Annotated in this window: 29 protein-coding genes; 21 read left to right on the top strand and 8 right to left on the bottom strand. The window is 36.0% G+C overall.

All coding sequences use genetic code 11. From position 1 onward, the window contains the following. A complete protein-coding gene (gene lpdA, locus DN408_RS08965) occupies nucleotides 1-1,413 on the top strand; it encodes a dihydrolipoyl dehydrogenase (RefSeq protein ID WP_002014851.1) in 1,413 nt (470 codons plus the stop codon). A 212-nt stretch (nucleotides 1,414-1,625) separates the two neighbouring features. After that, nucleotides 1,626-1,853, top strand: a complete 228-nt coding sequence (locus tag DN408_RS08960) for a hypothetical protein (protein ID WP_002088334.1) — start codon at nucleotides 1,626-1,628, stop codon at nucleotides 1,851-1,853. Between the two features lies 1 nt (nucleotide 1,854). On the opposite strand, the gene DN408_RS08955 is transcribed toward DN408_RS08960, so the two are convergent. Further along, nucleotides 1,855-2,247 carry a DUF1885 family protein gene (locus tag DN408_RS08955; protein WP_002128879.1) on the bottom strand — a complete coding sequence of 131 codons (393 nt, stop codon included), beginning with the start codon at nucleotides 2,245-2,247 and terminating at the stop codon, nucleotides 1,855-1,857. Nucleotides 2,248-2,381: 134 nt separating this feature from the next. On the opposite strand from DN408_RS08955, the gene DN408_RS08950 reads away from it, so the two are divergent. The 4 genes from DN408_RS08950 to DN408_RS08935 all read left to right on the top strand — a co-directional run bounded on the left by DN408_RS08950 (nucleotide 2,382) and on the right by DN408_RS08935 (nucleotide 3,363). Beyond that, nucleotides 2,382-2,678 (top strand): DUF3055 domain-containing protein, encoded by a 297-nt coding sequence (locus tag DN408_RS08950; RefSeq protein ID WP_000462037.1) that lies wholly within the window; start codon nucleotides 2,382-2,384, stop codon nucleotides 2,676-2,678. Nucleotides 2,679-2,873: 195 nt separating this feature from the next. Further along, a complete protein-coding gene (locus DN408_RS08945) occupies nucleotides 2,874-3,002 on the top strand; it encodes a GapA-binding peptide SR1P (RefSeq protein ID WP_000536778.1) in 129 nt (42 codons plus the stop codon). A gap of 59 nt (nucleotides 3,003-3,061) precedes the next feature. Beyond that, entirely contained in the window at nucleotides 3,062-3,190 is a 129-nt protein-coding gene (locus DN408_RS08940) for a GapA-binding peptide SR1P (protein ID WP_002033839.1), read from the top strand. A 44-nt stretch (nucleotides 3,191-3,234) separates the two neighbouring features. Beyond that, entirely contained in the window at nucleotides 3,235-3,363 is a 129-nt protein-coding gene (locus tag DN408_RS08935) for a GapA-binding peptide SR1P (RefSeq protein WP_000536785.1), read from the top strand. Between the two features lie 37 nt (nucleotides 3,364-3,400). On the opposite strand, the gene DN408_RS08930 is transcribed toward DN408_RS08935, so the two are convergent. Both DN408_RS08930 and speA read right to left on the bottom strand, forming a co-directional pair. Next, nucleotides 3,401-4,231 (bottom strand): protein-glutamine gamma-glutamyltransferase, encoded by an 831-nt coding sequence (locus tag DN408_RS08930; protein ID WP_002066931.1) that lies wholly within the window; start codon nucleotides 4,229-4,231, stop codon nucleotides 3,401-3,403. Nucleotides 4,232-4,850: 619 nt separating this feature from the next. After that, on the bottom strand, nucleotides 4,851-6,323 hold the full coding sequence (gene speA, locus DN408_RS08925) for an arginine decarboxylase (protein WP_002128878.1): 1,473 nt from the start codon (nucleotides 6,321-6,323) through the stop codon (nucleotides 4,851-4,853). A gap of 383 nt (nucleotides 6,324-6,706) precedes the next feature. Here speA and DN408_RS08920 point away from each other — a divergent pair, with 383 nt between their 5' ends. Further along, the gene (locus DN408_RS08920; protein ID WP_003191110.1) at nucleotides 6,707-6,976 is read left to right on the top strand and encodes a UPF0223 family protein; all 270 of its coding nucleotides are present in this window, start codon (nucleotides 6,707-6,709) and stop codon (nucleotides 6,974-6,976) included. An 80-nt stretch (nucleotides 6,977-7,056) separates the two neighbouring features. Here DN408_RS08920 and DN408_RS08915 read toward each other — a convergent pair whose 3' ends face one another. Next, nucleotides 7,057-7,683 (bottom strand): YktB family protein, encoded by a 627-nt coding sequence (locus DN408_RS08915; protein ID WP_002185037.1) that lies wholly within the window; start codon nucleotides 7,681-7,683, stop codon nucleotides 7,057-7,059. Between the two features lie 205 nt (nucleotides 7,684-7,888). Here DN408_RS08915 and DN408_RS08910 point away from each other — a divergent pair, with 205 nt between their 5' ends. Both DN408_RS08910 and DN408_RS08905 read left to right on the top strand, forming a co-directional pair. Further along, a complete protein-coding gene (locus DN408_RS08910; protein WP_002121995.1) occupies nucleotides 7,889-8,077 on the top strand; it encodes a hypothetical protein in 189 nt (62 codons plus the stop codon). An 88-nt stretch (nucleotides 8,078-8,165) separates the two neighbouring features. Next, entirely contained in the window at nucleotides 8,166-8,957 is a 792-nt protein-coding gene (locus DN408_RS08905) for an inositol monophosphatase family protein (RefSeq protein ID WP_002033721.1), read from the top strand. 43 nt (nucleotides 8,958-9,000) lie between these two features. On the opposite strand, the gene DN408_RS08900 is transcribed toward DN408_RS08905, so the two are convergent. Then, a complete protein-coding gene (locus DN408_RS08900) occupies nucleotides 9,001-9,180 on the bottom strand; it encodes a DUF5325 family protein (protein ID WP_000400127.1) in 180 nt (59 codons plus the stop codon). A 140-nt stretch (nucleotides 9,181-9,320) separates the two neighbouring features. Here DN408_RS08900 and typA point away from each other — a divergent pair, with 140 nt between their 5' ends. From typA to DN408_RS08885, 3 genes are all read left to right on the top strand, one after another. Next, a complete protein-coding gene (gene typA, locus DN408_RS08895) occupies nucleotides 9,321-11,165 on the top strand; it encodes a translational GTPase TypA (protein WP_002014867.1) in 1,845 nt (614 codons plus the stop codon). A 160-nt stretch (nucleotides 11,166-11,325) separates the two neighbouring features. Beyond that, the gene (locus tag DN408_RS08890; protein ID WP_002014795.1) at nucleotides 11,326-11,628 is read left to right on the top strand and encodes a YlaH-like family protein; all 303 of its coding nucleotides are present in this window, start codon (nucleotides 11,326-11,328) and stop codon (nucleotides 11,626-11,628) included. 17 nt (nucleotides 11,629-11,645) lie between these two features. Further along, nucleotides 11,646-11,921, top strand: coding sequence for a hypothetical protein (locus DN408_RS08885; RefSeq protein WP_002014793.1), 276 nt, complete (start codon nucleotides 11,646-11,648; stop codon nucleotides 11,919-11,921). 35 nt (nucleotides 11,922-11,956) lie between these two features. Here DN408_RS08885 and DN408_RS08880 read toward each other — a convergent pair whose 3' ends face one another. Beyond that, nucleotides 11,957-12,157 (bottom strand): YlaI family protein, encoded by a 201-nt coding sequence (locus DN408_RS08880; RefSeq protein WP_002094429.1) that lies wholly within the window; start codon nucleotides 12,155-12,157, stop codon nucleotides 11,957-11,959. A 145-nt stretch (nucleotides 12,158-12,302) separates the two neighbouring features. Here DN408_RS08880 and DN408_RS08875 point away from each other — a divergent pair, with 145 nt between their 5' ends. After that, nucleotides 12,303-12,758, top strand: coding sequence for a PNPOx family protein (locus DN408_RS08875; protein WP_002014791.1), 456 nt, complete (start codon nucleotides 12,303-12,305; stop codon nucleotides 12,756-12,758). Between the two features lie 246 nt (nucleotides 12,759-13,004). Next, nucleotides 13,005-14,333 carry a PhoH family protein gene (locus tag DN408_RS08870; protein WP_002088317.1) on the top strand — a complete coding sequence of 443 codons (1,329 nt, stop codon included), beginning with the start codon at nucleotides 13,005-13,007 and terminating at the stop codon, nucleotides 14,331-14,333. Nucleotides 14,334-14,382: 49 nt separating this feature from the next. Here the strand turns inward: DN408_RS08870 and DN408_RS08865 are convergent, their stop codons facing one another. Then, nucleotides 14,383-14,880, bottom strand: a complete 498-nt coding sequence (locus tag DN408_RS08865; protein WP_002014789.1) for a molybdopterin-binding protein — start codon at nucleotides 14,878-14,880, stop codon at nucleotides 14,383-14,385. A 150-nt stretch (nucleotides 14,881-15,030) separates the two neighbouring features. On the opposite strand from DN408_RS08865, the gene DN408_RS08860 reads away from it, so the two are divergent. The 3 genes from DN408_RS08860 to pyc all read left to right on the top strand — a co-directional run bounded on the left by DN408_RS08860 (nucleotide 15,031) and on the right by pyc (nucleotide 20,402). Further along, nucleotides 15,031-15,318 (top strand): Fpa/YlaN family protein, encoded by a 288-nt coding sequence (locus DN408_RS08860; RefSeq protein WP_000135698.1) that lies wholly within the window; start codon nucleotides 15,031-15,033, stop codon nucleotides 15,316-15,318. 125 nt (nucleotides 15,319-15,443) lie between these two features. Then, on the top strand, nucleotides 15,444-16,622 hold the full coding sequence (locus tag DN408_RS08855) for an FtsW/RodA/SpoVE family cell cycle protein (RefSeq protein WP_002128874.1): 1,179 nt from the start codon (nucleotides 15,444-15,446) through the stop codon (nucleotides 16,620-16,622). A 333-nt stretch (nucleotides 16,623-16,955) separates the two neighbouring features. Beyond that, nucleotides 16,956-20,402, top strand: a complete 3,447-nt coding sequence (gene pyc, locus DN408_RS08845) for a pyruvate carboxylase (RefSeq protein WP_147740067.1) — start codon at nucleotides 16,956-16,958, stop codon at nucleotides 20,400-20,402. An 86-nt stretch (nucleotides 20,403-20,488) separates the two neighbouring features. On the opposite strand, the gene ctaA is transcribed toward pyc, so the two are convergent. Beyond that, nucleotides 20,489-21,424 carry a heme A synthase gene (gene ctaA / locus DN408_RS08840; protein WP_002014781.1) on the bottom strand — a complete coding sequence of 312 codons (936 nt, stop codon included), beginning with the start codon at nucleotides 21,422-21,424 and terminating at the stop codon, nucleotides 20,489-20,491. Between the two features lie 497 nt (nucleotides 21,425-21,921). Between ctaA and cyoE the strand changes: the two genes are divergently transcribed. The 4 genes from cyoE to ctaE all read left to right on the top strand — a co-directional run bounded on the left by cyoE (nucleotide 21,922) and on the right by ctaE (nucleotide 26,507). Further along, on the top strand, nucleotides 21,922-22,845 hold the full coding sequence (cyoE, locus tag DN408_RS08835; protein WP_002033731.1) for a heme o synthase: 924 nt from the start codon (nucleotides 21,922-21,924) through the stop codon (nucleotides 22,843-22,845). A gap of 93 nt (nucleotides 22,846-22,938) precedes the next feature. Further along, a complete protein-coding gene (gene coxB / locus DN408_RS08830; RefSeq protein WP_002088304.1) occupies nucleotides 22,939-23,988 on the top strand; it encodes a cytochrome c oxidase subunit II in 1,050 nt (349 codons plus the stop codon). A gap of 60 nt (nucleotides 23,989-24,048) precedes the next feature. Continuing rightward, the gene (ctaD, locus tag DN408_RS08825; RefSeq protein ID WP_002014777.1) at nucleotides 24,049-25,884 is read left to right on the top strand and encodes a cytochrome c oxidase subunit I; all 1,836 of its coding nucleotides are present in this window, start codon (nucleotides 24,049-24,051) and stop codon (nucleotides 25,882-25,884) included. Then, nucleotides 25,884-26,507: a cytochrome c oxidase subunit III gene (ctaE, locus tag DN408_RS08820; RefSeq protein ID WP_000557861.1), complete on the top strand. Its 624-nt coding sequence runs from the start codon at nucleotides 25,884-25,886 to the stop codon at nucleotides 26,505-26,507. The genes ctaD and ctaE overlap by 1 nt, the downstream gene beginning before the upstream one ends.

Raw genomic sequence — 26,507 nt, 5'->3', positions numbered from 1 at the left:
ATGGTAGTAGGAGATTTCCCAATTGAATTAGATACAGTCGTTGTTGGTGCAGGTCCTGGTGGATACGTTGCGGCAATTCGTGCAGCACAATTAGGTCAAAAGGTAGCGATTATTGAAAAATCTAACCTTGGTGGCGTATGCTTAAACGTTGGATGTATTCCTTCAAAAGCGTTAATCAATGCAGGTCATCGTTATGAGAATGCAATGCATTCTGATGACATGGGTATCACTGCAGAGAACGTAAAAGTTGACTTTACAAAAGTTCAAGAATGGAAAAACGGCGTAGTTAAGAAATTAACTGGCGGTGTTGAAGGCCTTCTTAAAGGTAACAAAGTTGAAATCATTCGCGGTGAAGCTTACTTCGTAGATGCTAACACATTACGCGTAATGACTGAAGATGCAGCACAAACTTATACGTTTAAAAATGCTGTTCTTGCAACTGGTTCTACACCAATCGAAATTCCAGGATTCAAATACTCTAAACGTGTTATCAACTCTACAGGCGCTTTAAGCTTACCTGAAATTCCTAAAAAACTTGTTGTAATCGGCGGCGGTTACATCGGTATGGAATTAGGTACTGCATATGCTAACTTCGGTACAGAAGTTACTGTAGTAGAAGCTGGCGACGAAATCTTAGCTGGTTTCGAAAAAGCTATGAGCTCTGTTGTTAAACGTGCTCTACAGAAAAAAGGTAACGTAAATATCCATACAAAAGCTATGGCTAAAGGCGTTGAAGAAACAGAAACTGGCGTAAAAGTTAGCTTTGAAGTTAACGGTGAAATCCAAACTGTAGAAGCAGATTACGTATTAGTAACTGTAGGTCGTCGTCCAAACACTCAAGAAATCGGTCTTGAGCAAGTTGGAATTAAAATGACTGACCGTGGCATTATCGAAATTGATGAGCAATGCCGTACAAATATTTCAAACATCTATGCAATCGGTGATATCGTTCCTGGACCACCATTAGCTCACAAAGCTTCTTACGAAGGTAAAGTAGCTGTTGAAGTAATTAGTGGCCATGCATCAGCAATCGATTACATCGGAATTCCTGCAGTATGCTTCACTGATCCAGAATTAGCATCTGTTGGTTACACTAAGAAACAAGCTGAAGAAGCAGGAATGACAGTAGCTGTATCTAAGTTCCCATTCGCTGCAAACGGTCGTGCGTTATCATTAAACAGCACTGACGGTTTCTTACAACTTGTAACGCGTAAAGAAGATGGTCTTCTTGTAGGCGCGCAAGTTGCAGGTGCAGGTGCTTCTGATATTATCTCTGAGATTGGTTTAGCTATCGAAGCTGGAATGACAGCTGAAGATATCGCTCAAACAATCCATGCTCACCCAACATTAGGTGAAATCACAATGGAAGCAGCTGAAGTTGCTCTTGGAATGCCAATTCACATTGTAAAATAATTTAAGTAATGTAAATACCCCATCTCTTATTTAAAGAGATGGGGTATTTTTATTTTCATAAAATGACTTGCAAGGTCTTTATATGTACTTGTCGAATGAATATATAATACTTTAAATGAACCGTTAGCATATATGCCGTTATATAATATGTAATTGATTCAAACTTAATCCCATATATTAATAAAATAGAGCATGTCAAAGGAGAAGGTTCCATGAGAATATTACATGTTATATTTTATCATTTTCTATTATGGAGTGGTTTTTCCATTGTATTAACATTATCGAATGGTGATAAGTTTCATTATAAAGTAATTCTCTTTTTCGTATTTCTTTATTTGGCATATGTGATTGCATGTTTTGTATTACACGTAAGAAAGCAGGCATTATTCCTTACGTGTTCAAATTGCATACTTTTTTTAATCATATTCTCTATTTTTTAAATTAACGTTTATAGAAATACATTGTTCTTCCATTAAATAGTTGTAACTCTCCTTCTAATTTCTTCGCTAGAAAACGGCTAAATTCATTTGCTTTTCCTTTATCACCAAATGTTGCTGTAGTAGGCAAAGAAACCTGAATAAAAGATTGTTCCTTTTCTATTCCAATCCCAACATAAATAGAATCATATCGATCGTGACTCGATTGGAGTTTTAATGTTGTTGCTGATGTATCTAATATTTCATAAGGAAAAGCTGTATTTGTATAAGCATAATTAATTTGATTACCAGTCTTGGAAGTAACGGTTTTATAGTTATGAAAAAGGTGTTTAACATCTTCTATTGAAACAGATTGTTGATTGGATTTAGGTACAAGTGTGATAAAGGCGTGTTGCATACAAATTCCCCCTTAGCTTAGTAGAATAATATCATTCTACATCCTACTGAATTTTTTGACAATTAAAAGGAGTATTACTTTTTTTGTTTAATATATTAATGAGTAGGAAGTGTTATTTAGAAAGGTGGAAACTCATGTTTGAAAAATTGTATGATGAGCATGAAAGTGTGAAGGTACGATTTTTAGGATTTATGACGCATGATACACGTTATGATTTTGGAGTTATTTATACAAATATGTTTTTTGGAAAGCCACTTATTGTTTGTATGCAAACAGGGAGATCTACTTTGCTTGGGAGAGATGATGTAGAAAATGTTCCATATATACAGGAAACTTTTAAGTTAGGATCGGAAGAGGAGGCGGAGGAGTTAGCTCAATTTTTTAAATTTCTTGTTCCGTCTACTTCTTTGCATGCGGAGTATGAAGAATAATTAACAAGAAACAGTCGTACGTATGAGATATGGCTGTTTTTTTGTGTTAATATCGCATACTAATTTAATTTTAAAATATTTAATGTGTTATACTAAAAACCTATTGACGTAAAAAGTATAACATATTAAAATAAAGACAGAAAGTTAAGCGGTTACAAAAGTTTTTGGGATTATAAACTTAGGGGGAAATGAAAAATGGGAACAATCGTATGTCAAGATTGTGAAGGTACAATTGCACACTTCGAGGATGAGAAAGTAACGGTACTTTACGGGAAATGTGGATCTTGCGGATGTGATCACACAGAACATACAAAAGCCCAATAATTGATAGGAAATTGACAGCTAAAAGTTTTTAGGACCATAAACTTAGGGGGAAATGAAAAATGGGAACAATCGTATGTCAAGTTTGCGAAGGAACAATCGGACATTTTGAGGATGAGAAAACGACAGTACTTTATGGGAAATGTGGTTCCAATTGTGACTGTGCTAGTAGAGACAATGCGAAAGCTTAATCATATATAAGTAGATTATTCTTAAAAATCAGGGGGAAATGAAGATGGGAACAATCGTATGCCAAGTTTGTGAAGGAACAATCGCACATTTTGAAGATGAAAAATCAACAGTACTTTATGGGAAATGTGGATCTCATTGCGAATGTGACCATAAAGAACATACAAAAGCTTAATAATTAAGAAAAAACGCCTACACATGTAGGCGTTTTTTTAATAGATTGTAGTTGTATGTCCGACTGTTGCAACAATTGCATCATCTCTAATAGGAATAAATCCAATTGATGTTTGTGGCGTGTTAGGAGGGGCATATTGACTCATCATACGGCTATCAATACGAGTAATAAAATCGGTTAAATAAGCTGAAATAAAAGCATAAGGGATCCTTCGTTCATTTAATGAATAAATAATTTCCTCTTTCGTTTTTACGCCTACGCCATGTCCGTAAAAAAAGAAGTTTCCTAGATAGATTGTATTTTCTCCTTGCCACTCAATCGTAGCTGGATTAACTTGTGGGTTTTTAAAGTAAACGAGGTCACCTGGAACGATATCGCCACTCGTTTTTGTTATGAGCTTTAAGTCGCGATCGTAGTCCCATGTATAAAGTAAGAGGTTTGCGAATAGACGGTTGAAAGTTTTTTCCTCATATAATGATAGTAATGCTTTGTAAAAAATGATAATCATTGCGGTGGCACATTCAGTTCCATATAGTTTTCCGTTTTTAAAAATATCTTGGATGGCAATGGAAGGGGCTATGTTTGGAAGTAGTTGAAATCCGCCAAGTGATGTTCTTTCCCAAAACTGAGGATTGCAAAAAGATTGTTGAAACGTACGAAACTGAAATCCACTTTGAAAAAGTTCTAGCGCGGAAGTAATAATATTAACTCGTAAATTAAGATCAAAGCTGAGTTCATCGGCTGTTCGGAAGGAATAAACTTCTTGATTTCCCGCCATTATGGATAAAATCTGTTGTTTTTCAGCTGCAAATGGCTCATATTCATTTGTGATATAAGGGTGTACAATAGAACGGCCTATCACAATCATAATGGTATCCCCACCTATACGTTACAGATTTCGCGATACGGGAAAGCCTATATTGGACTTTAGACATAGGATGAAAGTATCGCTTTTTCATAGAAAAACATTTATCCCGCTATTTGCGGGCAGTAAGAATTCCACCTCAAAATTCGGCTGGAGCCCTGCTACCCGTAAACGCCCGATTGGTGAAGGCTAATAATCAGTGGGGATGAACAAAATCCCACTGATTAAAGTTTCACTTTATATTTTGGTAGACTTTAACTACAGACAAGTACAAGTCTTTAAAACGCCAATGTGTTCTTTGAAAAAAGATAGCATAGGGAGTTCGATAGCCGAATTCAAGCTATCGGTAAAATGATATGTGTCGTCAAGAACAAGACGCTAAAACACCTGAACACGAATCTGTACGGTATGGTATAAGTACCGTAGCTCACGAACCTATACGATTTGTTGTGAGAGTGGTGATGGCACACCGCAATCTTGCACGTCAGCGATACCAGAAATGGACTTCGCCTTAGGTAGCAAGAATTCCACTGATGTTAGTCAGCTTGCCCCATTAGGGTGGGAATGTCAAATTCTTTAGTATCGTATGAAAAAAAGAGAAAAAAGGTGAAAGAAAAGCCTATCAACTGATAGGCTTGTACTCTTTAATAACACGTAATGTTTGTAATGTCATATCTTCAGGACCTTGTACAGGTAACCCAGCTTCTAAATTTTTAAGAATATACTCTAAGTTATCTTGTGTAATAATTTCCCCCGGAGTAAAGATTGGAATCCCTGGCGGATAAACCATAACAAAATCAGCTATAATACGACCTGCTGCGTTTTCAAATGGAATGACTTCTGTTTCTGAATAAAAAGCATCTCTAGGAGAAAGTGCTAGCACAGGTATTTCTGGTATTTCTACTTGTACTTGAACACCTTTGTCTGCTCTATTTCTATATGTTGCTGCTAAATCTTGTAATGCTGTAATAAGTGTATCTGTTTCACTTTCTGTATCTCCAAATGTGATAAGACAAAGTATGTTATATAAATCAGAGAGTTCTACTTCAATGTTGTAATGTTCTCTAAGCCATACTTCAGCCTGATGGCCTGTAATACCTAAATCTTTTACAGATACAATTATCTTTGTAGGATCATAGTTAAAAGTAGCATCTGTTCCTAGCATTTCTTTTCCGGGACAATAAAGATGCTCAATAGCATTAATAGCATCACGAACATGCTCAGCTAATTGTATTGTTTGTTCTATGAGAGCTGTTCCTTCTGTAGCAAGACGTTTTCTAGCAACATCAAGGGATGCTAACAAAATGTAAGAAGTTGATGTAGTCGTAAGCATGCTAATAATGGATTGGACATGCTTTACGTTCACAAGACCTTCTTTTACATTAAGAATAGAGCTTTGGGTTAAAGACCCACCTAATTTGTGAACACTTGTTGCTGCCATATCTGCACCTGCTTGCATAGCTGATATTGGTAGTTCATCATGAAAATGGATATGAACACCGTGAGCTTCATCAACAAGTACAGGAATATCGTAAGAATGAGCTAATTCTACAATCTGCTCTAAATCTGCAGCAAACCCAAAATATGTTGGATTTATAACAAGTAAGCCTTTCGCATCTGAGTGCTCTTCAAGAGCCTTTTTGACAGATTGAATTGTGATCCCATGTGAAATACCGAGCTTCGGATCAATCTCAGGATGCATGAAAATTGGTTTTGCACCTGAGAAAATAATAGCTGACATTACTGATTTATGCACATTCCGTGGCACGAGGATTTTATCCCCAGGACCGCACACGCTCATCACCATTGTCATAATTGCACCACTTGTACCTTGAATAGAAAAGAACGTATGATCTGCACCGAAAGCAGCGGCTGCTAAATCCTGTGCTTCTTTAATCATACCTTTTGGATGATGTAAATCATCGAGCGGCGCAATATTAATTAAATCAATTGCTAATGCATTATGCCCAATAAATTCGCGAAATGTAGGATCCATGCCCTGTCCTTTTTTATGACCAGGAATATGGAATTGAACTGGATTTCGCTTACTGTGCTCAACTAAAGCGGTAAACAATGGTGTTTCGTATTGGGACAATCTATACACCCCTTCTTCTTCGTAATATTTATTAGAGTTTGTTTTATATGATTTCATCTCATTCTAAAAGGAAATTAAGATGACAAACTTTTAGAACTTGACTTGTTTTTCTGCCATTCGCAAAAGCCTTTTTGGGGATGGTAGTCTCACTTTATTTTCTATAAAACAAAAGCATTATATCACCAATAATTATAGATGTATAGAAAAATCTCATTTTCAAGGTGAGTATGTTTAATAGTTATATTTTAAATGCTGCAAAGAGGAAGACAATTCCATTGAAATGGATAAATGGTGTATAATGCAGAGTGGCTATAGTGAAGAATAAAAGGTTCTTTTAAAGGTAGCATAATGGAAAAAGAAAGAATACTGAATGAGGTGCAAAAATGGAATATCAATATCCACTTGATTACGATTGGTCAAATGAAGAAATGGTAGCAGTTGTAAAGTTTTATGAAGCGATTGAAAAGGTATATGAAAAAGGAGTTTTGAGAGAAGATTTGATGGAATTATATCGTCGTTTTAAAGAGATTGTGCCATCGAAGGCAGCGGAGAAAAAAATTGATAAAGAATTTCAAGAAGTAAGTGGATATTCTATATATCGTACGATTCAAAGAGCAAAAGAAGTAGCAGAAAAAAAGATTGTAAAAATGTAAAAATATTTTGAAAATTAAAATGCAAAGTGCTATAATGTGATAACAACTAAAAACGGACAATATAAATTGTCCGTTTTCTACTATCGATTACAAAGTGCATATAAAGGAAGGAGTGGTTGCATCGTAGATTCAATCTTAGCAAGGAATTGTTCGTTGGTCATTGCTGAAAACTCCTCTGGTGATATATGAATACCGACTAATAATTCTGCTTTTTTCACAGTAGCTAAACGTTCAATCATCTTTTGTAAGTCTTCCGTTTCAAGCGTTTCATGTAATTTTACACCTGGTTTAGTATGGTCAATGGACCAAACGAAGTCATTTGGAATATTTGTTTTTAAATCATTTAAATGTTCTAAGAAGGCGTGAGCCGTCTCCACTTTTTGTGGACACTCATAGATTAAACCAAAGTATATGAAGGCATGAGTACCCCATAAACCAATTTGGAAGTGTGGTAACATTTTATATCCACGTTTATTTGTTGAAAAAGCAACCCAAGTATCGTTTGGTGGATTGACTTTGCGGCGTGCATGTTTTGCTACATGGTAGAAAAAGTTTTCGTCAGTTTGTTGTGATAAATATTCTGCAAACTGTTCCCCTAAAGCGTCTAGCTTAGGATGAATATTCGTTTTAATTGCGCTCATTCGTTCTTCAAGACCATCAACAGTAAAGACTTCAAAATCAGTTGATGTGAATGTTTGTAGTGTCATGATTGTTCCTCCAACTCCTATTTTGTTTTAATTTTAGCATAGCTTGTACTATTCATAAAAAAAACAGCACAAAAAAATTTAAATAAAAAAATATAATTTTGTTGCATAGATGATTTATCCAACATAGTATAGTATAAAACAAAAAATCAGAAAATTGAATCAATTCTAGTCCGAGGGCAGACGAATATTGGGAGGAGGCAAAAAAATGAGACAGGTGATTAATGCGTTAAAGAGAACAGATGCTGAAAAGAGAATTCCGGTGCTACGTTTGGAGCTAGATTATGAATTAGCAACTTTATATGATGCGATGATGGATAACGACAAACAGAAAAAAGAAGAGTGCGTACAAAAATTAGAAGTGTTAAGACTTGAAATGATCCGTTTAGAAGCGTAATAATAGTATATGTATAAATAATTAGTTGGTGCGAACCTTATAAAGGGTTCGTTTTTTCTGTGAACAGTATAGATCGGAGTGTTTAAACATGCAAGAAGTATGGAAAGACATCGATACACACGCGAAACAGTGGATTCGAGAAGCCGGAGAACAATTAATGGCGTCACTGAAAAAAACACTTATTATAGAAACAAAGTCAAATGCAGCTGATCTAGTAACAAATATGGACCGAGAAACGGAGCAGTTTTTAATTGGGAAAATTAAAGAAACATTCCCGGCTCATAACATTTTAGGAGAAGAAGGCTATGGAGATGAGATTACCTCTTCTAATGGGGTTGTTTGGTTAATTGATCCAATTGATGGCACGATGAACTTTGTTCATCAAAAAAGAAATTTCGCAATCTCAATCGGGATTTATGAGAACGGTATCGGAAAGATTGGTCTTATTTATGATCCAGTTCATGACGAACTATATCATGCGGTAAAGGGAGAAGGGGCTTTTTGCAATGATTTAGCTATTCCCATGTTGGAAAAAGGAACGGTAGAGCATGGAGTTATAGCTTTGAATGCGATATGGCTTACTGATAATCCATTGCTTAATATGGAAAAAATGATGATGCTCGTTAAGAAGGCGAGAGGTACGAGGTCATATGGTTGTGCAGCGTTAGAAATGGTATATGTTGCCACGGGAAGATTAGACGCATATGTAACACCGCGCTTATCGCCATGGGACTTTGGCGGGGGACAGATTATTGTAGAGGAAGTTGGCGGTAAAGTGACAACGTTCTTGGGAACGCCTCTTTCTATTGTAGAGAAAAGCAGTGTGTTAGTTGCAAAACCAGGAGTATACGAAGAATTATTACCATTTGTATCGCAATAATGAAAAAAGTAAGAGGCATAAAGAAGCTTCTTACTTTTTAATGTTATTGCGATTTACGCATTTTTCTTTTTGTTACAAAACCGTATCCAACTGTAACAAATGTGCCGATAATGCAAATAATAATGCCGATGGGACTATTTTCAGCAATCATAATTCCGATACCAATTAAGAAGATAACACCGATAATTGCTGTTAATAAAAAGCGATATTGAATGTGTTCCATTTCTTCACCCTCCAATCTTATTTTACTTTCACAAAAGTAAGAATACAACTATATTTTCATTCTTGATTTTATTTTGATTGCCATTGTATCCCCTTCGCTCTTATAATAGAGAAGGATTAAAAAGACATTAGGAGTTGGACATGTTGAAAAAACGACAAGATTTACGAAATATAGCAATTATTGCCCACGTTGACCATGGTAAAACAACACTTGTTGACCAGTTATTACGTCAAGCGGGGACGTTCCGTGCGAATGAACATATTGAAGAACGCGCAATGGACTCAAATGATCTAGAAAGAGAACGTGGTATTACAATTTTAGCGAAGAATACTGCGATTCACTATGAAGATAAAAGAATTAACATTTTAGATACACCTGGTCACGCTGACTTCGGTGGAGAAGTAGAACGTATCATGAAAATGGTTGATGGTGTTCTACTTGTAGTTGATGCATATGAAGGTTGTATGCCACAAACACGATTTGTTTTAAAGAAAGCTCTTGAGCAAAACTTAACTCCAATCGTTGTTGTAAACAAAATTGACCGTGACTTCGCTCGCCCTGATGAAGTAGTTGATGAAGTAGTTGACTTATTCATCGAACTTGGTGCAAACGAAGATCAATTAGAGTTCCCAGTTGTATTTGCATCAGCAATGAACGGAACAGCAAGCTTAGATTCAAATCCAGCAAATCAAGAAGAGAATATGAAATCATTGTTTGACACAATCATTGAACATATTCCAGCACCAATTGATAACAGCGAAGAGCCACTTCAATTCCAAGTAGCACTTCTTGATTACAATGACTATGTTGGTCGTATTGGGGTTGGACGCGTATTCCGCGGTACAATGAAAGTAGGACAACAAGTTGCATTAATGAAAGTTGACGGAAGTGTAAAACAATTCCGTGTAACTAAATTATTTGGTTACATTGGATTAAAACGTCAAGAAATTGAAGAAGCAAAAGCTGGAGATTTAGTAGCTGTTTCAGGTATGGAAGACATTAACGTAGGTGAAACGGTATGTCCGGTTGAGCATGAAGAGGCTTTACCATTATTACGTATTGATGAGCCAACATTACAAATGACATTCCTTGTAAATAACAGCCCATTTGCAGGTCGTGAAGGTAAATTCATTACTTCTCGTAAAATTGAAGAGCGTCTTCGTTCACAATTAGAGACAGATGTAAGTTTACGTGTAGATAATACAGATTCTCCTGATGCATGGATCGTATCTGGACGCGGAGAGTTACATTTATCAATCTTAATTGAAAACATGCGTCGTGAAGGTTATGAACTACAAGTATCTAAGCCTGAAGTAATTATTAAAGATGTCGATGGCGTAAGAAGTGAGCCTGTAGAGCGCGTACAAATCGATGTTCCTGAAGAATACACTGGTTCTATTATGGAATCAATGGGCGCACGTAAAGGTGAAATGTTAGATATGGTGAATAACGGAAACGGTCAAGTTCGCCTTACTTTCATGGTTCCAGCACGTGGGTTAATTGGTTACACAACAGAATTCCTAACATTAACTCGTGGTTATGGTATTTTAAACCACACATTTGATTGCTACCAACCAGTACATGCTGGACAAGTGGGTGGACGTCGTCAAGGTGTTCTAGTTTCACTTGAAGCAGGAAAAGCATCACAATACGGTATTATGCAAGTTGAAGACCGTGGTGTAATCTTCGTTGAACCAGGTACAGAAGTATATGCTGGTATGATCGTTGGAGAACATACACGTGAGAATGATTTAACAGTTAACGTTGTAAAAATGAAACAACAAACTAACATTCGTTCTGCGACGAAAGATCAAACTTCAACAATGAAAAAACCACGCTTAATGACTTTAGAAGAGTCATTAGAGTACTTAAACGATGACGAGTTCTGTGAAGTAACTCCAGAATCAATTCGTCTACGTAAAAAGATTCTTGATAAGAGTGAGCGCGAAAGAGCTGCTAAGAAAAAGAAATCTGTTGAAGCATAAAATAATAGAACAGCTACCTTTTATAAAGGTAGCTGTTTTTTTGTTTTATGTTTATTTTTTTAGAATATTTACTCTTTTTTGTAGACAGTATTTTTTTTGCGAGTTACTCTTGTATTAAGTACATAAAGAGAATTTGTTTCATGAGAAGGGGTGAAAGATAGTGTTAGAAAGAATGTCATTTTTCGCGAAACTTTGTAAAGTTGATGAAAATCCAGAGTTAGGGATGTGGTTACTTTATGGAACAATAATTTTATTAAGTGCACTTGTATATAATTTAGGATTTGCAAGGAAGCTATCGGTACTAAAAAATATAGTGATATATATTTCTTTAGCAATTGGATGCACGGTATTAACTTTTTTTGCAGTTTTTTTACCCGTTGGAGAGGGGCTCGTTGTAGCGGCAATTGTACTTGGAATTTATAGACTGCGTTTACGTCAAGCTAAACAACAAAAAACAGGGTGAAAAAAGGAGGGGCTTTCATGCGCTCAGTACAAGATGCATTATATAATTGGTTAACAATTAAAACGGTTGCGGAAGCACGTCCAGATGATAGAGCTGCACAAGAAACGTATGTATTATTTCAAAATATGATATATGAAGAGCATAAATTACGAAATGTAGAAGTTGAAAAGAACGAGGAAATGTATTTGATTACATATGAAATTGATGGAGAAATAAGGTGTGCAAGATTTCCGGTAGAAGCCATTGATTGTTTTTTGGATCAGATGAATCGTGAACCAGAAAAATACAAATAAGTCCTTATCTATATGATTAAGGACTTATTTCCGGTTTACCAATCGTCTTCTACTTTTTTATCACGATATAATCGGAAATTACCACTCGCATGGCGTTCCATAGTACGCTCTGCAATTCGTTCCGTACATTCCATGCACATATATGTATGAATAGGGCGATTACGCAGTTTTTTTGCCATAGGATTTTCGTCATCTAACATATCTTTTTTATCACAAATCATACATCTGACTCTCATTTCGTCACCTCAATACGAATTCTATCAGTATAAGTATATCATGGAAGCATAATGTTTTTGAATAATAGCGGGAAAAAATAATATTTTCGCAATTCGAAAAATAGGTTATGATAAGGATATATAAATAATATTTGGAGGTGGAAATATGGCGAATGTAGTTGAGCCTACATTGACAGGTGATTTAGTACAATCTTTGCGTAAAGAGTGTATCGTTATGATAGCAACAACAGATTTCGAAAAACAAATTCCTAACGTAAGTGCTATTTCTTGGGTATATGCAGTGAGTGAAACTAGTATTCGATTTGCGGTAGATCAACGCTCACGTATTGTGGGGAATATACGGCATAGTGCAGGGGTTGTATTGACTATAATGGCGAATGAATCCGTATTTTCCATAAGTGGTGAAAGTGAAATTTTAACAGATAGAATGGAAGGGATTCCTCTAAAATTAACGGTAGTAGAAGTGAATGTACAAGAAGTTCGTGATGTTATGTTTTATGGTGCGAAACTTGCTACTGAACCAACATATGAAAAAACATATGATCTTCGAGCAGCTAAAAAGCTTGATAACCAAGTATTAGTAGGAATGAAAGAATTATAAAGAAGATGAATAGGAACATCGTTCATAAACTTTTACAAGTGAGTATTGTGATTTAATGTGAAAAATTATAATAAAAAGTAATATATTGAATAGAAATGAATAAAAAATAAAGAAAAGGTTTAATTTCTATGAATTTCGATTCTACCTCGTTTTTACGGTACATATAATTATAACAATGGTTCGTCCATATTTTATGGATGAAACCCTTGTTCTACAAATTTAAAAGTGGAGTCAGGGGGTAACAGGTTGGATAAAATTTATGTGTTAGATACGAATGTACTTTTGCAGGATCCTTTATCTATTTTTTCATTTGCAACAAATGAAGTAGTGATTCCAGCAGTTGTATTAGAAGAGGTTGATTCGAAAAAACGTTATATGGATGAAGTAGGACGAAATGCTCGCTATGTATCTAAGTTAATCGACAAATTTCGCGAAATAGGAAAGCTGCATGAAAGTATTCCGTTAGAAAACGGCGGTACATTTCGTATTGAATTAAATCATCGCTCATTTGTTCAACTGCAAGATATTTTTGTAGAAAAAACAAATGATAATCGAATTTTAGCGGTAGCGAAAAACCTCTCTTTAGAAGAACAAGAAAAAGAGGACGGGAAATCAGTTATTTTAGTAAGTAAAGATGTACTCGTAAGGGTAAAAGCTGATGCAATCGGATTGCAGGCCGAAGATTATTTAAGTGACCGAGTAATCGAAGTGGAAAATATATATTCAGGATTTTTAGAAGGGTATATATCAAAAGAACAGTTAGATTATTTTTATGAAAAAGGTGAACTACCTTTATCTGAAATCGCAAATCATCCTTTTTATCCAAATCAGTTTGTTGTAATGAAAGATGCACTAGGGGGTTCTAGTTCTGCACTTGGGATTGTGGATCATTTAGGTAAGAAGGTAAAAAAACTTATTTTTCACAATGAACAAGTGTGGGGGATACGCCCACGAAACGTGCAGCAAATTATGGGATTAGAATTGCTACTTCGGGAAGATATTCCACTTGTAACGTTAACAGGGAAAGCAGGTACAGGAAAAACGTTACTTGCATTAGCTTCGGGACTAATGCAAACGGAAGATTTAGGGTTATATAAAAAACTACTTGTCGCGAGACCAATTGTACCGGTAGGGAAAGATATAGGCTATTTACCAGGAGAGAAAGAGGAAAAATTAAGACCGTGGATGCAGCCGATTTTTGATAATCTAGAGTATTTATTCAATACGAAAAAGCCTGGGGAGCTAGATGCTATTTTAGCTGGAATGGGTTCGATTGAAGTAGAAGCGCTTACCTATATACGCGGGAGAAGTATTCCAGACCAGTTCATTATAATTGACGAGGCACAAAATTTAACGAAGCATGAAGTAAAGACGATACTAACAAGGGTAGGCGAAAAAAGTAAGATTGTATTAATGGGGGATCCTCAGCAAATTGATCACCCGTATTTAGATGAATATAATAACGGTTTAACATATGTTGTAGAGAAGTTTAAAGAACAACGTATTAGTGGTCATGTAAAGTTTGTTAAAGGAGAGCGTTCTAATTTAGCACAACTAGCAGCGGATTTATTATAAAAAGGAGTGAGCTTAAGCTCACTCCTTTTTTGCCTTTTAATTATACAATTTAAATGATTGTAAATTTACGGATGTTACGAATCGGATTTTGTCTATTAGATCCATCATGGAAATATAGATGAACAGGCCCGTCTTCTCGTAATGGTTTACCTTCTTTTGAAAAACCGAGAATAGCTTTATGGGCTGTTTCTAACGGAAGTGTAATTGTATTGTCTGTGGTTTCAATTTCGACATGAGTAGCATCTTCTAAAATTTCAGCATTTTTTAGAAATGGATGAAGTGGTATGCCAAAGGTCCCGTTAATAAGCTGTTCTTTTTTATATTTCTTTACACTTTGTTGTATTGGCGGGAAGGCAGCACCATCACGGATTTCGCGATCCCAATGCTCTGAAGTATGTTTTAAGTATGTTTCTAATTCGGATGATTCTTCTCTAGTTTCATCAAAGTAGGTTGTCAAATCTATTTTTCGATCATCGAAAATCCATACAGTTGGATCGATAGTGATTGGAAAACGAACTTTTCCATTAATAAATAAAATTTCGCTCATTGTTGTTCCCCCATTTGTATTATACTCCCACTTTTCAGTATAATAGTATTAGACACTGTTGTCACAAAAAATGTTTCTATTGCAATTTATTAAAACTATCGCTAATATTAATAGATATGAGAGAGTAGGACGGAAACGGAGGGAATCAATTTGGCGTCTGAGACAGTATCAAATCATCAGGAAAAGGCACTAGCCCTTCTACAAGCGGATGCAGAGAAGATTTTAAGACTTATTAAGGTACAAATGGACAATCTTACAATGCCGCAATGTCCATTATATGAAGAAGTTTTAGACACACAAATGTTTGGACTATCCCGCGAGGTCGATTTTGCGGTTCGCCTTGGTCTTATTGCAGAAGAACAAGGGAAAGCAATGTTAGGAGAGCTCGAACGTGAGTTGTCTGCACTTCATGAAGCATTTACAAACAAACAACAATAACGGGTTCAAATAAGGGGGCTCAAACTGAAATAGTTTGGGCTTTTTATTTGTATAATAAAGAAGGAAGAACCTATATACATATGGAATACAACAATAATTAAATTGAAACAGAAAGAGGAAATGAAATGAAAAAAGTATGGAAATCGATGGATTATTCCTTATTACTTCCTCTTGTTATCTTATGTGTGCTGGGAGTAATAATGGTATATAGTTCTAGTTCCATTGTTGCGATTTCGAAGCATGGGAAACCAGCGGATTTCTTTTTTAATAGGCAAGTATTAATTCTAGCTGTTGGAGCGATAATGTTAGCAATTATCATTGCTATTCCTTATAAACTTTGGAGGAAGCGTATAGTTTTAATAGCAATGGGAATAGGTAGTGTTGGTTTATTAGCAGCAGCCTTGTTTTTCGGTAAGGAAGTAAACGGTGCAAAAGGGTGGATATTAGGTATACAGCCCGCTGAATTTGTTAAAATATCGATTATTATTATATTAGCTCGTTTTTTTGCGAGAAGACAAGAGACAGATACTCCTGTTTTTAAAGGATCGGGACTTACGCTTGGTTTTGTTGGATTGGCAATGTTTTTAATTTTAAAGCAAAATGACTTAGGTACCGATTTATTAATTGCGGGAACGGTTGGAATTATGTTTCTTTGCTCGGGGGTACGGATTAATTTATGGATAAAACGAATCGTTTTAACTGCCATAGTGTGGATTCCGGCACTATATTTTCTCGGGAATTATGCATTAAGCAAGTATCAAAAGGCACGTTTTTCCGTTTTTCTTGATCCATTTAATGATCCTCAGAATGATGGATTCCAATTAATAAATTCTTTTATTGGAATTGCTTCAGGAGGGCTAAATGGTCGAGGATTAGGGAACAGTGTGCAAAAATATGGATACTTACCGGAACCGCAAACAGATTTTATTATGGCAATTATATCTGAAGAGCTTGGTTTTATAGGTGTAGCTGTCATTTTAATTTGTTTATTACTTATTATTATTCGGGCATTTAGAATTGCACAAAAGTGTAAAGATCCATTTGGAAGTTTAATAGCAATTGGAATTGCAAGTTTGTTTGGAGTTCAAACTTTTGTTAATGTCGGTGGTATGTCTGGGTTAATACCGCTTACAGGGGTGCCATTACCATTTGTTAGTTATGGTGGGAGTTCTTTGTTAGCTAATCTGCTTGCAATGGGTATACTGTTAAATATTGCTAGTTATGTAAAACGACAAGAGAAACAACAAAACAAATTGACTAACGAAATAGAACAAGGTGGACCGCATCTTGTTGTTGTAAAATAAAAAACACATTGAGCTCTAGAGTTCAATGTGTTTTTTATTTTGTTAGATTTTAAATGTGATACAATATTGATTGTTATAAAACGAAAAGTATATTACATTTAAGTGAATGTGATATACAATATTGTTGTTAGAAAAGGAAGAGGTATGCTATACTATTTTTGTGAAACAAATCGATCAGAAAACTTATCATTTGTTGAAAAATAAGGTATGATGGATAAAAATAAAGTGAAGCTTTCTAAGTATAATATAATGTAGAAAGTGAAGAACTTCACGCTCTTTAGAGTGTGTATGTATTTTATCTCTAGAGTGGTAGGAAAATAGAGGGGGAAAATCATGACAAAGCTGCAACGTATTCAAAAAGTATTGGTAGCTAACCGTGGAGAGATAGCAATTCGTGTGTTCCGAGCATGTTCAGAACTTGGATTAAACACAGTTGCGATCTATTCTAAAGAGGATAGCGGTTCTTATCATCGCTATAAAGCCGATGAGTCCTATTTAGTTGGGGAAGGGAAAAAGCCAATTGATGCTTATCTAGATATTGAAGGCATTATTGAGATTGCGAAAAGTAATCATGTAGATGCAATCCACCCTGGATATGGTTTCTTGTCAGAAAATATTCAATTTGCAAAACGTTGTGAAGAAGAAGGGATTATCTTTATCGGTCCAAAAAGTAAGCATTTAGACATGTTTGGAGATAAAGTTAAAGCAAGAACACAAGCGCAGCTAGCACAAATTCCAATTATTCCTGGTAGTGATGGTCCAGTAAATTCAATAGAAGAAGTTGAAGAATTTGCTGAAAAGTATGATTACCCGATTATTATTAAAGCATCCCTTGGTGGCGGCGGTCGCGGTATGCGTATTGTACGTGCTAGTGAAGAATTAAGAGAATCGTATAATCGCGCGAAATCAGAAGCAAAAGCAGCCTTTGGTAATGATGAAGTGTACGTTGAAAAATTCGTTGAAAAACCTAAACATATAGAAGTACAAATTTTAGCAGATGAAGAAGGTAATGTTGTTCATTTGTATGAGCGTGATTGCTCTGTACAACGACGCCATCAAAAAGTAGTTGAAATTGCACCGAGCGTGTCGCTTTCAGATGATTTGCGTCAGCGTATTTGTGATGCTGCAGTAAAGTTAACGAAAAATGTAAATTATTTAAATGCTGGAACGGTAGAATTCCTTGTAAAAGGTGATGAGTTTTACTTCATTGAAGTAAACCCACGTGTTCAAGTTGAACATACGATTACAGAGATGATTACAGGAGTGGATATCGTTCAATCGCAAATTTTAATAGCTGATGGACATGCATTACATAGCAAAATGGTAGGTGTTCCTAAGCAAGAGGAAGTGGTTGTGCATGGATTTGCAATCCAATCTCGTGTAACAACAGAAGACCCACTTAATAACTTTATGCCTGATACAGGAAAGATTATGGCGTACCGATCAGGTGGTGGTTTTGGTGTTCGTCTTGATACAGGTAATAGTTTCCAAGGTGCAGTTATTACACCGTACTACGATTCTTTACTTGTAAAAGTTACTACTTGGGCACTTACTTTTGAACAAGCCGCTGCAAAAATGGAACGTAACTTAAAAGAATTCCGTATTCGTGGTATTAAAACAAATATTCCATTCCTAGAGAATGTAGTAAAACATAAAAACTTCTTATCAGGAGAATATGACACTTCATTTATTGACGCGTCACCTGAACTATTCTTGTTCCCGAAACGTAAAGACCGCGGAACAAAAATGTTAAATTATATTGGTACAGTAACAGTAAATGGCTTCCCGGGAGTAGGGAAAAAAGAGAAACCAATTTTCCCAGATGCTCGTATACCAAATGTGATACACTCAGAGCCAATGCAAAATGGAACGAAACAAATTTTGGATGAGCGTGGAGCGGATGGATTAGTAAAGTGGGTACAAGATCAAAAGCGTGTACTTTTAACTGATACAACATTCCGTGATGCACATCAGTCATTACTTGCAACTCGTGTTCGTACAAAAGATTTACATCACATTGCAGAGCCGACAGCGAGAATGTTACCAAACTTATTCTCAGCAGAAATGTGGGGCGGTGCAACGTTTGATGTTGCATATCGTTTCTTGAAAGAAGATCCATGGGAACGATTACTAGATCTTCGTGAAAAAATGCCAAACGTTTTATTCCAAATGTTACTTCGTTCTTCAAACGCAGTTGGATACAAAAACTATCCAGATAATTTAATTCAAAAATTTGTAGAATGTTCCGCGCAAGCCGGAATTGATGTGTTCCGTATTTTTGATAGCTTAAACTGGGTAGAAGGCATGAGAGTTGCAATTGATGCTGTACGAGATACTGGTAAGATTGCAGAAGCAACAATGTGTTACACAGGAGACATTCATGATCCGTTACGCAGTAAATATGATTTAAATTATTATAAAAATTTAGCAAAAGAGTTGGAAGCATCAGGAGCTCACATTTTAGGAATTAAAGATATGGCGGGCTTACTAAAGCCAAACGCAGCATATGATTTAGTTTCAGCACTAAAAGAGACGGTGTCGATTCCAATTCACCTGCATACACACGATACGAGCGGAAATGGTATTTTAACGTATACGAAGGCGATTGAAGCAGGTGTTGATATTGTCGATGTAGCGGTGAGTTCTATGGCTGGTCAAACGTCACAGCCGAGTGCGAATACATTATACTATGCGTTAGGTGGAAACGAAAGACAACCAGATGTTAATATAGACTCATTAGAAAAACTATCTCATTATTGGGAAGATGTACGAAAATACTATGCTCCATTTGAAAGTGGTATGAATGCTCCTCACACAGAGGTATATATGCATGAAATGCCGGGTGGACAGTATAGTAATCTTCAACAACAAGCAAAAGCGGTTGGTTTAGGAGATCGCTTTGATGAAGTTAAAGTGATGTATCGCCGTGTTAATGATATGTTTGGCGATATTGTAAAAGTAACACCATCATCTAAAGTTGTCGGTGATATGGCATTATTTATGGTTCAAAATCACCTAACAGAACAAGATATTTTAGAACGTGGACATGCTATGGACTTCCCAGGATCTGTTGTTGAAATGTTCTCTGGAGATTTAGGACAACCATATGGTGGTTTCCCGAAAGAATTACAAAAAATTATTTTAAAAGGGAAAGAGCCATTAACAGTAAGACCGGGTGAATTATTAGAACCAGTAGATTTTGATGCTTTAAAAGAAGAGTTATTCCACAAACTTGGACGCGAAGTAACAATTTTTGATGTAGTCGCATATGCATCGTATCCAAAAGTATTTATGGACTACGAAAAAGTTGCTGGGATTTATGGAAATGTATCTGTGCTTGATACACCGACATTCTTCTATGGTATGAGACTTGGTGAAGAAATTGATGTGGAAATCGAGCAAGGTAAAACATTGATGGTTAAACTAGTTTCCATTGGGGAGCCACAGCCAGATGGAAATCGTGTGCTTTACCTGGAGTTTAATGGACAACCGCGTGAAATCGTAGTGAAAGATGAAAGCGTGAAATCAACTGTTGCACAGCGTGTGAAGGGGAATCGTGAAAATCCAAATCATATTAGCGCAACGATGCCGGGAACTGTTATTAAAGTAGTTGTAAAAGAAGGCGATGAAGTGAAAAAAGGTGATTCCATGGCAATTACAGAAGCTATGAAAATGGAAACGACGGTTCAAGCGCCATTTAGTGGTAAAGTGAAAAAAGTATATGTAAATGATGGGGATGCAATTCAAACGGGAGATTTACTCATTGAATTAGATCATTAAAATAAAGAAAAAGAGCTGTGCGAAAGCAGCTCTTTTTTGTGTGTAAATAATACCTTGCCGAATTGGCAAGGTATTAAAGTTTTACTTTATTTTGTTTGCTTAGAAGTTGATTCAGTTTCTTTTGCATTGACTGTACTTCTTGTACCTATCATAACTAAATAGCATAGTACAGCAAACAGGCAAGAAATGAAGAGCGAATGTAATAATGCCATTGCTAAACTAGCATTTGTAAATACGACTAAAATCCCTACTATAGCTTGAAGTGTAACAAGGATAAATGAAATAATCCATCCCCAGTATACTACACGCTGCTGCTTGTAATGGCGAATAGCGATAATCATCGCATATAGTATCCAAGCGAAAATTAACATCGCTGCAACTCTATGTCCCATTTGAACCCACTCATGTAGTTGAGTTGGCATAGGTCTATTTTTGCTACATAAAGGGAAGTCTGGACAGGCTAAGGTAGCTCGTTCGTGACGTACTAAAGCTCCTGTGTAGACAACGATATAACTGTAAATTGTTACACCATAAATATGAAATTTCATTTTTTTGTCCATAATGAGTGAACGTGCATCAAATTTCTGATCAATTTCAAAAATAAGACACGTTAACAAGATGACAGAAGCAAATGAAATTAAGGAAATACCGAAATGAATAGCTAATACAGCAGGCATTTGACCCCAAACAACCGCCGCCGCCCCCATTAATGCTTGTGCAACTAAAAATACGAAGGATAAAATTGCTAACGTCTTTGTTTCGCGCACATGTTTATAATATTTCCAGGACAAGATACAAAGAAGAGTAACAAGGATTCCTGCTGATCCAGATGTTAAGCGGTGACTTAGCTCAATAATAGTCTCCATTGATAAATTAGATGGAACAAATTCACCGTTACAAAGAGGCCATGATTTGCCGCATCCTTGGCCTGAACCCGTTTTTGTAACTAAAGCGCCTCCTAGTAAAACTACTAATAAATCGAGACTTGTAATGACTGCTAACCATTTAATAAAGCGTTGCAATCTCTTTCACCATCTTTCTGCTATGAAGTTATTGCGAAATATTTTCATTCCATTATGTATAGAATAAAACGTGCTACAGTCCTATGATATATAAAAAATAATAAAATAGCAAAGAAATGGAGGGCGAGGACAACGTACGTATTATAAAGAAAAAAATGGGATTTAAAATACATATTTTAGGAGGAATTTAGGCTATTTTGAAAAGAAATGGGGAGAATACATGCTAAATATGACAAAATAGTTTATTATAGAAGATAACATCATGTTATGATAAGGATAAATTAGAATAAAGTTTTTTAATGTTCGACACAAAAAGTTCATGTTTTCTTCACAAAATGTTCGGGAAATGTGATTTAATATATTGGAGTATGGGCGTAGATTAGTAGTAGAATGGGTTAACAATATTTCTACTGTAATAATATTGCTATATAGAAGCGAAATATTTCACATGAAATATATGCTTAGAAAGATGATAGGTTTAAGAGGGGGTTAAAGTGATGAACCATGCAACAAGTGAGCTGCATGATGAGTCAGCTGTTTCAATTGTACCGGAAACAACTCGGTTACAAGATTTATCAGCGCTCGTTAAAATGGGGATTGTAAACTCAAATACACTTACTGTATTTACAGGATTTTGGTTGGCTTTACATTTTAATGGATTGAGTGTTATGGACAATCTAGATAAGTTATTTTTCACAATCGTTGGTTCGGCATTAATTATGGCAGGGGTATGTTGTTTAAATAACTACATTGACCGAGATATCGATCCATTAATGGAAAGAACAAAAAACCGTCCAACGGTAACAGGTAAATATAAACCTGGCTTTGCACTTGCATTTGGACTTGTAATTTTACTTCTGGGCTTTGCATTTTTATTACTTACTACACCGATGGCAGTGTTAATCTCATTTATTGGTGCCTTCACATATGTTGTTTTATATACGTTATGGACGAAGAGAAAATATACGTTAAATACTGTTGTAGGTAGTATATCAGGAGCAGTTCCACCTTTAATTGGATGGGCGGCAATTGATCCGTCTTTAAATCATCCAATTGCTTGGATGTTATTTTTAATTATGTTTATTTGGCAAATCCCACATTTCCTCGCATTAGCGATGAAGCGTGTTGATGAATATCGAAATGCAGGAATCCCAATGCTTCCTGTTGTACAGGGATTTGATATTACGAAACGTCAGATTATGATTTGGACAGTATGTTTATTACCACTACCATTTTATATGAGTGGACTTGGAATAACATTCATGGTAATTGCAACATTGCTTAACATCGGATGGATCGCATTAGGGCTTTATGGCTTCCGTCAGCAAGATGACATCAAGTGGTCCGTAAAAATGTTTGTTTATTCCCTGAATTACTTAACAATCTTATTTGTGTCAATGATTGTAGTTACATTCTTCTAAGACAACGACATGATTGGATTTCTTTACGTTGAGATTTACTTTACTTAACTATAAAGTACAATCTAATTCACAAAGAAAGTGGGGGTTGTTTGTATGAAGAAACAGTGGCGACTGCTTTCGTTCGTTTCACTGCTGGCTTTACTGTTAGGGGGATGCGGTAAAGCTTTTCAGTCTACTTTAATTCCGCAAGGGGAAGTAGCAAAAATGCAATATGATTTGCTCTTACTAGCGAGTGCAATCATGGTAGGAGTAGTACTTGTAGTTACTATTATTTTCTTATATGTAATTGTGCGTTTCCGACAAAAAAAGGGTGAGGAAGATTATATTCCAGAGCAAGTTGAAGGAAATCACAAACTAGAAATTATATGGACAGTCATTCCGATTATTCTTTTGTTAATCTTGGCTGTTCCGACTGTTACATATACATTCAAGCTTGCTGATGTAAGTGCGATGGAGAAAAAGAATATTGATAAAGATACTATCGTTGTTGATGTAACAGCGAATCTTTATTGGTGGGAATTTTCTTATAAATCAGAAAAAATAGTAACTTCTCAAGATTTAGTTATCCCCACAGGTAAGAAAGTGTATTTGAATTTGAAGGGTGCCGATATTAAACATTCGTTTTGGGTTCCATCTTTAGCTGGGAAAATGGATACAAATACAGATAATGTAAACAAAATGTGGTTAAAGGCAGATAAATCGGGCACTTATAATGGTTTTTGTACAGAATTTTGTGGCCCATCACATTCTTTAATGCAGTTCAAAGTGAAAGCTCTGGATGAAAGCGAGTACAAAAAGTGGCTTGCTGACATGAAGAAGATTGATGGAAAAAAAGAAGTAGCTTCTACAAAGGCGCAAGAGGGTCAAGAAATATTTAATAAAAGCTGTATTGGTTGTCATGCAGTTGGATCAAATGATAGTAGACCACCTTCTGCTCGTATCGCACCGAACTTAGCAAACTTCGCAGATCGCGATATGGTTGCTGGTATTGCCGAAAATAATGAAGAGAACTTAAAAAAATGGCTCAAAGATCCTGAAAATATGAAACCAGGTAATAAAATGACTGGTAAATATGGCAACTTAACGGATGATCAAATTAATGCATTAAATGCATATTTACAAACGTTAAAGATTGAAAAATAAAGAGGGATCATTTGCGAAGGGGAGGTTGAAAACGTGAGTTCTGTAGCAAAAAAACAGGGGATGGGTGCTGTCATATGGGATTATTTAACGACAGTAGACCATAAAAAGATTGCCATTCTCTATTTAATTGCAGGTGGATTGTTTTTTGTAATAGGTGGAATAGAAGCACTATTTATTCGCCTGCAGTTAGCGATTCCTAACAATGCTTTTCTTGTTGGGGATGCTTATAATCAAGTATTAACGATGCACGGTACAACAATGATTTTCCTCGCAGCTATGCCACTCGTGTTTGCATTTATGAACGCCGCTGTACCACTTCAAATTGGAGCACGTGATGTGGCGTTCCCGTTTTTGAATTCGCTCGGATTTTGGTTATTTTTCTTTGGTGGATTATTTTTAAATTTAAGTTGGTTTTTAGGAGGAGCGCCTGATGCAGGGTGGACATCGTATGCATCTTTAGCTTTAGCCTCTAAAGGACATGGTGTTGATTTTTATGTACTCGGCTTGCAAATATCAGGTATTGGTACATTAATTGGAGGTATTAACTTCCTTGTTACAATTATTAATATGCGCGCGCCAGGGATGACGTACATGCGCATGCCGATGTTTACATGGACAACATTTGTAACATCTTCACTTATTTTATTTGCATTTCCACCATTAACTGTAGGATTAGGACTTTTAATGTTAGATCGTTTATTTGGCACAAGTTTCTTTAATCCGGCACTAGGTGGGAACACGATTATATGGGAGCATTTATTCTGGATCTTCGGTCATCCGGAAGTATACATTCTTATACTCCCAGCTTTCGGAATATTCTCAGAAATCTTCGCCACATTTTCGAAAAAACGATTATTCGGTTATTCCTCTATGGTGTTCGCGACAGTATTAATAGGGTTTTTAGGATTTATGGTATGGGCGCATCATATGTTTACTGTTGGTCTTGGGCCTGTTGCAAATGCTATCTTCTCGGTTGCAACAATGGCGATTGCAGTTCCAACGGGTATTAAAATATTTAACTGGCTCTTTACAATGTGGGGTGGAAGTATTAGGTTTACAACACCAATGATGTGGGCGGTAGCTTTTATTCCATCCTTCGTTATGGGTGGAGTTACAGGTGTTATGCTTGCTTCTGCACCAGCTGATTATCAGTTTCATGATAATTATTTCGTAGTAGCACACTTTCATTATGTAATTGTTGGTGGTGTTGTATTTGGTTTACTTGCAGGTGCGCATTATTATTGGCCACTTATGTTTAATAAAGTATTAAATGAAACATTAGGTAAGATAACATTTTGGTTATTCTTTATCGGTTTCCATTTAACATTCTTTATTCAGCATTTCCTTGGATTGATTGGTATGCCACGTCGTTACTACACATATCTTGAGGGCCAAGGGTTGGAAATGGGGAATATGATTAGTTCTATCGGAGCTGTGTTTATGGCTCTTGGAACGATTGTTCTTTTATTCAATGTAATAAAAACAACGGTATCAAAAGAGAAGGCTGGCCGTGATCCATGGGATGGACGTACATTAGAATGGACAATGCCAGCACCAACACCGGAATACAATTTTAAACAATTGCCATTTGTTCGCGGGTTAGATCCGTTTTGGATTGAAAAACGTGAAGGTAATAAAGAGATGACAGCAGCGGAACCAGTTGGTGATATTCATATGCCAAATGCTTCATTTTCACCATTTATCATTTCTCTAGGCTTATTCATAGCAGCATTCGGTGCGATGTATATGCAGGGTGGCAAAGATAAATTTTGGTTATTAGTAGCGATTATCGGTTTAATCATTACGTTTGGTACAATGTTCCTTCGTTCAGTAATTGATGATCATGGATATCATATTCATAAGGAAGATTTAGATGATAAGGGGGGCAAGGCGTAATGCATGTAGATGAGAAATTAACGAATGAAACATTTCCAGCAGAGCCTGAAAAAGCAACCCTTGAGGGGAAAAATAAGTTTGTTGGTTTTTGGTTATTTCTTGGAGGCGAAACAGTGTTGTTCGCTTCCTTATTTGGCACATATTTAGCGTTAAAGAACTCTACAAATGGTGGACCAACATCTCAAGAGATGTTTCAAATGCCACTCGTTTTCATTATGACGATGCTTTTGTTAACAAGTAGTTTAACGAGTGTATACGCAATGTATCATATGAAAAATTTTAACTTTAAGAAAATGCAACTTTGGTTACTTGTAACAGTGTTGCTTGGCTTAGGATTTTTGGGGTTTGAAATATATGAGTTTTATCATTATACGCATGAATTTAAGCATACTATGAGAAGTAGTGCATTTGGTTCTGCATTTTATGCTCTTGTTGGTACACACGGGCTCCACGTGTTGTTTGGATTATGTTGGATTTTAACATTAATCTTTAGAAACGCGAAGAGAGGCTTAAATTTATACAACGCACCAAAGTTTTATGTTGCATCAATTTATTGGCACTTTATTGACGTAGTTTGGGTGTTTATTTTCACTGTAGTATATTTGATGGGAATGGTGGGATAA

Source organism: Bacillus sp. AR13-1 (assembly GCF_008042285.1).
Taxonomy (GTDB): Bacteria; Bacillota; Bacilli; order Bacillales; family Bacillaceae_G; genus Bacillus_A; species Bacillus_A mycoides.
Note: the sequence above shows the minus strand (reverse complement) of the source record. Positions and strands in the feature narration are given on the sequence as shown.